This window comes from Vibrio sp. 10N.222.54.A3 (assembly GCF_041474095.1).
GTDB classification, from domain to species: domain Bacteria; phylum Pseudomonadota; class Gammaproteobacteria; order Enterobacterales; family Vibrionaceae; genus Vibrio; species Vibrio crassostreae_C.
In genome coordinates this window covers 1-9078 of sequence record NZ_JBFRTN010000133.1, presented here as the reverse complement: position 1 = coordinate 9078, position 9078 = coordinate 1, and the positions used below count along the sequence as shown (strand labels likewise).

General features: G+C 43.1%; 6 protein-coding genes. 3 read left to right on the top strand and 3 right to left on the bottom strand.

Annotated elements, in window-relative coordinates:
* Positions 1-62: 62 nt before the first annotated feature.
* Complete coding sequence (locus tag AB4507_RS21340) at positions 63-2210, bottom strand: TonB-dependent hemoglobin/transferrin/lactoferrin family receptor (RefSeq protein ID WP_372183310.1); 2148 nt, start codon at positions 2208-2210, stop codon at positions 63-65.
* 225 nt (positions 2211-2435) lie between these two features.
* On the opposite strand from AB4507_RS21340, the gene AB4507_RS21335 reads away from it, so the two are divergent.
* On the top strand, positions 2436-3323 hold the full coding sequence (locus AB4507_RS21335) for a LysR family transcriptional regulator (protein ID WP_102320808.1): 888 nt from the start codon (positions 2436-2438) through the stop codon (positions 3321-3323).
* Here AB4507_RS21335 and AB4507_RS21330 read toward each other — a convergent pair.
* A complete protein-coding gene (locus tag AB4507_RS21330) occupies positions 3315-5996 on the bottom strand; it encodes a GNAT family N-acetyltransferase (protein WP_372128980.1) in 2682 nt (893 codons plus the stop codon). The two genes, AB4507_RS21335 and AB4507_RS21330, sit on opposite strands and share 9 nt — an antisense overlap.
* A gap of 216 nt (positions 5997-6212) precedes the next feature.
* On the opposite strand from AB4507_RS21330, the gene AB4507_RS21325 reads away from it, so the two are divergent.
* Positions 6213-6776: an SPOR domain-containing protein gene (locus AB4507_RS21325; RefSeq protein ID WP_372183308.1), complete on the top strand. Its 564-nt coding sequence runs from the start codon at positions 6213-6215 to the stop codon at positions 6774-6776.
* Positions 6777-6955: 179 nt separating this feature from the next.
* Positions 6956-7951 (top strand): D-alanine--D-alanine ligase, encoded by a 996-nt coding sequence (locus AB4507_RS21320; protein ID WP_102320806.1) that lies wholly within the window; start codon positions 6956-6958, stop codon positions 7949-7951.
* A gap of 143 nt (positions 7952-8094) precedes the next feature.
* Here AB4507_RS21320 and AB4507_RS21315 read toward each other — a convergent pair whose 3' ends face one another.
* Entirely contained in the window at positions 8095-9066 is a 972-nt protein-coding gene (locus AB4507_RS21315) for a tyrosine-type recombinase/integrase (protein WP_372183312.1), read from the bottom strand.
* Between the last annotated feature and the right edge of the window lie 12 nt (positions 9067-9078).

Below are 9078 nucleotides of genomic sequence, written 5' to 3'. Positions count from 1 at the left end.
CTTTACGGGGTCACTTCAATTTAGCTGGCTTTTTAGTATCTGCAATTCAGGTTTTTAACGAATTAGAATTCGTACTTAGCTGAAATACCGTAGTTTCTTTCTGCTTGAGAGTTCTCTTTGTAAAGCTCATCATCGCCGCGAATATCATTCCAACGGTAGTACTCTTCGTTAGTTAAGTTGAATACTCCACCACGAATAGTAAGATCTTTCATTGGCTTGTAGTAAGCTGTTAAATCAACAACCGTTGCACTCGGAAGCTCAGCTTGACCAGCGTTACCGCCGCTTTCGTCATCGAAGTTGATGTCTGAACCAGACTTGTTAGCCGTGTAGTTTAACTTAAGGCTAGTACCCCAGTTTTGGTTTGGAGCGTCGTAGTTAAGACCTAATACAGCATTCCAAGGGTTGACACTATTTAGTGCATTACCGTTTCCATCTTCACCTTCTGTGTATGAAGCAACGAAGTGAGTTGAGATACCCTTAGGTGCACCAACCAAAACATCCCATAGTAACGTGTTAGAGAATTCAACACCCTTAATTGTTGCCGAATCTAGGTTAACGTTAGAGTAGTGTGTCGTTCCGCCAACTTTTTTCGTTACCACTGTTTCGATGAAATCATCGTAATCACTGTAGTAAGCCGCTATTTCAGACGATGAAGCCTGTGTATTATGACGGTAACCTAGCTCGTAAGAGATACTGGTTTCTGACTTAAGGTCCGGGTTTGGATCGTTTACGTAACCATGTCCTGGGTTGTCATACGTGTAGTACAGTTCATCGAAAGAAGGGGCTCTAAAGCCTTGGCTAATCTGGCCAAAAATGGTGCCTGTATCAGTAAGTTTGTATGTTGAGCCTAAACGTCCAGTTACCGCAGAATCAGAGAAGTCCGTAAGTGACTCACCCGTATTTTTACCAGGGTCTGTAGAGAAGTAATCGAAACGAACACCTGGAGTAACAACAAGTTTGTCGTTCATTAGGCTAATTTCGTCTTGTACAAACAGACCAAACTTCTGCTCTTTAGCATCAGGAGTGTATACATAAAGCTGATCATCAGTATCAGGATCAGAGTTGTACTCCATGTTTGTATTGCTAATATCACTATGTGTGTATGTTGCACCATAAACTAGGTAATGGTTGTTAATCTGTTTATCTAGCTGAATTTCGATCTCAAGCTTATCTTCGGTGTATTCATAGTCTTTTGTTTGAAGATTGTCATTGTTAGCAGGAACATAAGGTGGGAAACCGGGACCTGCCGGTTTAAAGCGCTTCGTCACCCCATTTTCTTCTTTAGAGATGTATGACACTTTGCTCGTCACTGTGTCAGCGATAGCGCCATCAGCGAACCAAATGTGTTTAATCGCAAATCGATTTTGCTCTGTATCATCTGCACCCGTGTAGCTATCGTAGCTTGAGTGATAAATATCAGAGTCAGAAGTATCCTTAATTAGCTCAGCTAGAAACTCGATACGGTGGCTTTCGTTCAATTGGTATTGCAATTTTACCAATAGGTTATCTGCAGATGTATCTTGATCTTCTACTGCGTAATTCTCTAAGTTATTAGAGTCGCGGAAGTTTTGAAGCTCTTCACCATCACGGCGAGTGTAGGCAACCAATGTTTCCAAATCACCAAATCGATTAGCTAATGCAACGTGCTCACTGAAAGAGTTATCTTCTGAAGAGTAAGACAGTTTCGCTTGGCCACCGAAGTCTTCGCCATCTTTCAAGAAATCAGAAGGGTCTTTGGTTTCGAATGCAACAACACCACCAATAGCGTCGCTTCCGTGTAAACTTGAAGCTGCACCTTTGATGATTTCAACGCTTTTCAGCATATCTGGGTCGATTGAGATACCGCTAGAGTTAATAAATGCATAAGGGCCACCATCAAATGAACCTGGTTGCGATGAGTCATCTACTAAGATCTTAACGCGCTTACCTTCCATGCCACGAATATTGATAGTTTGTGCACCTTGACGAGAGCTTGAGTTCATCGTTACACCCGGAGTGTATTCGAAGATTTCATTAACATCTTTTGCCATGTTCTCTTCGATTTGCTCGTCAGAGATGACCGTCACAGAAGCTGCTGTATTGATAAGTGTTTGATTAGTACGAGTCGAAGATACAACAACCTCGTCAAATAGGGCATAATCTTCAGCAAAGGCTGATGTTGATGAAAGCGCTAAAACGATTGAAGCAGAGAGTAGGGATTGCTTATACATCTGATAGTTACCTTAATTCCATAGTATTATCTTGATTTGGGAAAGATAATATTGGATCTAAATGATAATTACTATTATTTGCATTTCAATTTATTTGTACTTTTGTCATTAAAAATACGCTTAAACCGTATAACTCATTGTATTAAAAGACCTTTAATGGTTCCATTTATCTGGTGAATGCTTCCATTTTTGTGATTAACCTCTCATTTATAAAGTAGGAAACTGATGCATAGTCCAATAACACTTGAAGCATTACACATATTAGATGCCATCGACCGACGTGGAAGTTTCGCCGCTGCAGCCAATGAAATGGACAGAGCACCTTCATCACTCAGTTATCAAATCCAGAAGCTTGAACAAGATCTGGACATCATGATTTTTGACCGTTCTGGACATCGTGCAAACTTCACAGAAGCGGGCCAGTTGATACTTGAGCAAGGTAGGGTAATTCTTGGAGCAACAGAACGCCTTGTTAATGAGGCAAGCATTCTAGCCAATGGTTGGGAGCTCGATTTGACCATCGCCTTTGATGGCATTATCCCGATTGCTAACTTTTTCCCACTGGTAGATGAACTAGGAAAAATCAGTAAAACACGCGTTCGTTTGCAAGAGGAAATCTTAGCGGGTTGTTGGGAATCTCTCACAGATGGTCGTGCTGACTTATTGATATGCCCTAAGCTCGATACAATTCCAAACGATATGAAAAGTGACGTAATTGGTAAAATGGAGATGGTGTGGGTCGCGGCATCAAGCCACTATGTTCACAATCGTTCTGGTGAATTCGATCAGAAGGCGAGAGAAAGTTACAGGGTTATTGCCATTGCAGACACCGCACGCGATCAGCCAGCACTAAGCATCAATATTCTAGAGAAACAGCCACGTTTAACCGTGACAAGCTTTCCTGCGAAAGTAGAGGCTTTGACATCAGGACTAGGGATTGGCACCTTACCGAATAGTGTCGCTAAACCTTTGATTGAATCTGGCGTACTACAGCAGATCTCCGGTACAGAACCACAACCGATCGATATTGTTATGGCTTGGCGACGCAACAAAATGGGCGACGCCAAGTCTTGGTGTATCCAACATCTTAAAAAGACATGGGCGTTAAAGTAACGGTAACACCATATCTGCAGTACCATCTTCAAAACTGATATCTAGCTTAAAACCGAGCTTTTGAGCTAGTGTCAGCATCCCTCTATTGGTTGGCATCGTCATACCCGACATCTGCTTGGTCTGCTTCGCACGGCAGTAATCGATAACCTTGGTCATAAGAATGCGACCTAGACCAACACCTTTAAGGTCAGAACGAATCAATATTGCGAATTCGGCGTCTGTGTTCTCAGGGTTAATCAGCGCACGGGACACGCCGATGATCGCTGGAACGCCTTGTTCCTCGCGAACGACCACAAAGGCGATTTCTCTATCGAAATCAATCTGAGTGAAATTCGCCAACGCCTCATGATTGAATTCACCGACATCACTAAAGAAACGCTTATAGAGATCTTCCTTAGACACACGGTTAATGAAGTCAGCATGAAGCGGTTCATCTTCGGGAAGAATAGGGCGTAACAACACTTCGGTTCCATCTTTTAGCTGGATACGTTCTTCAAGCTCGACCGGATAAGGGCGAATCGCAAGACGTTCCTGTGGATCGCCTTCGTACGCTTTCAAGATGATATCGGCATCTAATATCGTGAACTTGTCACCATTGGCCAGTACTGGATGGATATCCAAATCATGTATTTCAGGGCAATCCACTACCATTTGCGATATACGTACCAATAACTCAGACAAACCTTCTATATCGATGGGGTTAGGGAGTTTTTGTAGACGAATCTTGCCGCTTTTTATCGCTCGAATAATCAAGTAACGCGCCAGTGTCATGTTGAGCGGTGGAAAAGCAGCTGCGGCATCAATCGACTCATCCCACTCCGAACCACCTTGTCCAAGTAATATGATTGGGCCGAAGGTTTCGTCTGTTGTAACCTTAATACGCAACTCTTGGCCGCCCGCGAGCTTAGCCATACCTTGAATTAACAAGCCGTGGATGTTTGCTCTAGGGAAGGATAATTGAGAACGATCGAGAATTGCCTGAGCCGCATTGGCAACTTCACTGCTGTTTCGCAAATTGAGCATCACGCCTTGTACGTCTGACTTATGTGCAATATCCGGCGAACGTAATTTTACTGCGACGGGATAACCGATCGTTTCAGCGATGTGTACCGCTTCACTTGGGTCAGAAGCGATCCAAGTTGGTAACACATCGAGGTTGAAGCTCTTGAAAAACTGACTGTTTTGGTGAGTATCAAGGCTAACTGTATCTTTATCCAGTAGTTTTCTTTCTATCCAACCTTTCGCATCTGCTAGATCTTCAATGTGTACTTTTTCTGCAGTGGTCGGCGTTTCCATTAACTGACGTTGGTTACGTCTGTACTCGACTAAGTGCATGAATGCGACCACAGAGCTTTCAGGGGTCCGATAAGTTGGGAAACCCGCTTCGGTAAACAGCTTTCGTGCGGGCCTTGCTGTTAGCTCACCAGACCAATTCGTCAGGATGTTAAAGCGCTTGTGGCGAGGGTGCTTCTTAATCGCTTCAATAATTCGTTCTGCCGTTTTAGCGGAATGTGCGACCGCTGAAGGGCTGTGCATGATAAGAATCGCGTCTGCTTCATCGCCATCGAGTAAGATGTTTATAGTGTCGATATAACGTTGATCACCAGCGTCGCCGACAATATCGATAGGATTGCTATGAGACCAACTCGATGGCAAAACCTTGTTCAACTTATCAAGTGTCTCTTCTGAAAACTCTGCGAGCTTACCACCGCGGTCAAATAGGGTGTCCACAGCCATAATCGCAGGGCCGCCACCATTAGTAACAATAGCCAAGCGCTCGCCTCGCAATGGTACTGAATGAGTCAGTGTTTCTACCGCAGCAAACAGTTCATGTAAGTTCTTAACTCGTAGCATGCCGCTGCGTCGGATTGCGGAATCATAAATAATATCTAATGTGTCGGCACCGCCAGTGTGAGCCATTGCTGCGGCTCTGCCTTTCGCCGTTCGACCGCCTTTCAACACCAAAATTCGTCGGTTACGCGAAGCCGCACGCGCTGCAGAAATAAAGCGCCTCGCATCAGTAATGCTGTCTACATAAAGCAATATCGCTTCGGTGTGAGAGTCGGTACTGAGATAATCCAATAACTCCGAGAATTCGATATCGCTACCATTGCCTATAGAGATAAACGCCGAAAAACCGATCTCTTTGTCATTAGCCCAATCGAGAATAGTGGTACACACAGCTGCCGACTGAGAAACAAAGGCGATCTTACCGGGTAATGCTGTCACTGGAGAGAATGAGGCGTTCAAATTTAACCAAGGAACAATCACCCCCAAACTATTGGAACCCAACACTCGAATGTTGTGCTTTTTGGCAATCGCTAGGCATCGTTCATCATACGTCTCACCATTATCGCTTTCTTGCTGCATGTCTGAAGAAAGCACAATGACAGAGGCTATACCTTTCTCAGCCAGTTCTTCAAAAATAGCGACATTACGGGTCGCATTGGTACACAAGATTGCGAGGTCAGGAACAATCGGTAACGACAAAATGTTCTTGTAAGAAAGCACACCGGCCACTGAATCATATTTCGGCGTAACCGGCATCACCGCACCTTTAAAATCCCCATGCAACAAATTGTTCATAACAATATATCCTGCGCGTGTTTCTCGTTGAGAAGCACCAACAACAGCGATTGAACGGGGTTTAAGTAGGGGATCAAGATGATTCATAGACATATCCTAGCAATGCACGTAAGTTCATCGTAACTTACTTTGCACTCACAGGTTGATGGCAAATTCACCGAATTCAGATGAATAAGCAAACCCTGCATAAAGTTTGTGAAATAGGTCACCCACTAATGGTGTATAATCCCAAAGTTAACTTGATTCTAAACCGACGTATCGGCATGATTTATAGTAATTATTATTAAGGATATAGAGCTTTCCATGAAAAAATTTGCAATTGTGACTTTGCCACTGCTCTTGGCTGCATGTGTATCTGACGACTACGTTACCAATGTCACTTCAGATAGTTATCAAGAAGAGTACAACACGGCAAAAGTTGAAGCTCCAGTTGTATCTCAATCTGAGCAAACAAGCGTTGTTGAAGAAAATGTTGTCAACGTTATCAGAACCGAACCTGTTGAACAGAAAGTCGCTCAAACGACTCAAGCTAAGCCAGTTGCAGTAGTGACAGGCCCAACCAAGAAACAACAAGACATGAACCAACGTTTTGGTTACACAGTTCAAGTTGTTGCTGTTGGCAGCCAAAGTAAAGTCGATTCTTTCGTGAAAATGCTACCTACGACTTCTCAACCAGTTTGGGAAAACTACAAAATGGTTAACGGCACTAAGTGGTTCACGGTACTTTATGGTGACTACGCAACACGCTTAGAAGCTAAAAAGGCAATCTCAACACTGCCGAACACTTTCCAAAACTTGAAGCCGTTCGTTAAGAGCATTGATGACATCAAGAACTCTGAATACCCAACGCTTAACAAGTTGAACTAAGTTTTGATTCATAAAGAAGGGGCAAATGCTCCTTCTTTTGTTTTAAGACTCGCTGTTTTGTTTAATAGTTAATCGCTCGATCTTTCGAACGCAATTTTAACAATCAAAACACTGTACCTATCTCGACTTTTGTTTATCATTGAAGTCAGTACTCCTAGTTTCAAGGACCGAATTTACCCATGAACACCACAAACATCCTTCTACTTTGCGGCGGTGGATCTTCAGAGCATGAAGTATCTTTAGTTTCAGCCAATTACCTTTTTGATCAACTTAATAGCGTTGCAGATTTTAACGTTGTAAGAGTTGAAATTAAGAACGAAGGCTGGTGTCTTGATTCAGGTGAATTGGTTTATCTTGATATTAACGACCAAACCTTACGCGGTGACAATTTAGCATCTAAAGTCGATTTCATTGTGCCTTGCATACACGGTTTCCCAGGTGAAACAGGTGACATTCAATCACTGTTTGAAATGGCTAAAATTCCATACCTAGGTTGTGGTCCAGAAGCAAGCAACAACAGCTTTAACAAAATCACGTCAAAGCTTTGGTACGACGCACTTGGTATTCCAAACACGCCGTACCTGTTCTTATCAGACAACAATGATCAAGCTCACTCACAAGCAACTCAAGCATTTGAAAACTGGGGTAAAGTGTTTGTGAAAGCGGCTCGTCAAGGTTCTTCTGTAGGTTGTTACCAAGTTAACCAAGTAGAAGATTTAAGCGAGGCTATCAACAAGGCGTTCACTTTCTCGGACCAAGTATTGGTTGAGAAATCAGTGGTGCCTAGAGAGCTAGAAATTGCTGCTTATGAAATCGATGGCGAGCTACACATCAGCAAGCCGGGTGAGGTGATTGCACCGAATGGCGCATTTTACTCTTACGAAGAGAAGTACAGTGCAGACAGCCACTCGATCACTGAAGTTGAAGCAAGTAATTTAACTGACGAACAGCGTGAATTGATTGCAGACAGCGCACGAAAAGTCTTCACCCAGATGAAGCTTCGTCACTTGTCTCGTATCGACTTCTTTTTAACGCAAGACAACGAGATCTACCTGAACGAAGTCAACACCTTCCCAGGTATGACGCCAATCTCCATGTTCCCTAAAATGGTTGAGCATGACGGCCACAAATTCAGCCAGTTCTTAGAAAACTGCGTGAGAACAAGCCTTTCTTAGGTTTCTAACTCGTTTTCGTTCACTTAGAGCTGAACCCAAAAGTGCCTTAAGCTTTCGCCAAGGCACTTTTTGTTTTTAAAGCTAGCCGTTTTTTACGAATCTATCATTTAGCCACAACTTATATCCAAGTAATTACGAACCGTTTATTGCCAAGGTATTAGCGCCTTAAACTTCATCTTCTCACTCTCAGCCGTTCCCGTGAAACCCACATATTGGGCTGGCATGGCAGGGCTAAGCCAGCGACCAAAGTCCTGAATCTCTCTAACCTTAAGACCTTGTTTCGACAACTCTTGTGCAGCACCAACACGAATCGAATTTCCAGAGAAATGGTGATTTTCTGGCAGTTGAAGTAAGTCGCTAGCTCTTCTCAATATCCTATAGATGGACGAATCATCTAAAGGCTGCAAACCAATATTCTCATGCTTGTCTATCGCACGAAATACTGGCAAGTCATCTTGTATACCAGTAAACGAAAGCCAACGTTGAAGTGCAACACTGGCTATTTGTGACAACTGATAAGCCGAATCTTTGACTGTTACTTGGTAATGATCTTCAACGTACTCAACATCACTCATCGATAACAACTTAAGCTCTGAGCGCTTTAAAGCACACTCGAACATCACGTTATAAATAGCAATGTCTCTGATCTCTTTCAGGTTTGCTTTCTCATGGGAGAGTAACGTATTCAAATCAGTGAGATGCACAGATGTCATAGCATTGGTTTGTTTAGCGTCACCGGCCATTTGAGATTGTAAGTGGAGTAGGGTAAAGCGAACTTGCCTGTGCTTGATCGGGTTAGCAAAGCTCAACACAGTATGTAACATGCTAAGCGTTGCAGTGTAACGTTTTAGCGATGCGTATTTTCTATCGTTAGACTCCGTTTCAAGAAAACGACGAACAGCGGTTATAGATGCGGGAAGTGTGTTAATACGATGTTTGGTACAGAACGCATGATAGCGATTCCAATCACTGTAAATGCCCAACAGTGAATTGCGAGAGTATTGAAATCCTGTCAACTCATCTATAATTTCTATTGTCGCGTTGCTGTTTAATTTTTCAACAAATGAATTAATTATCACAGAGTCAGTTAAAATAGGGACTTTTTTTCGGTTCATCGCGGCTTTCCG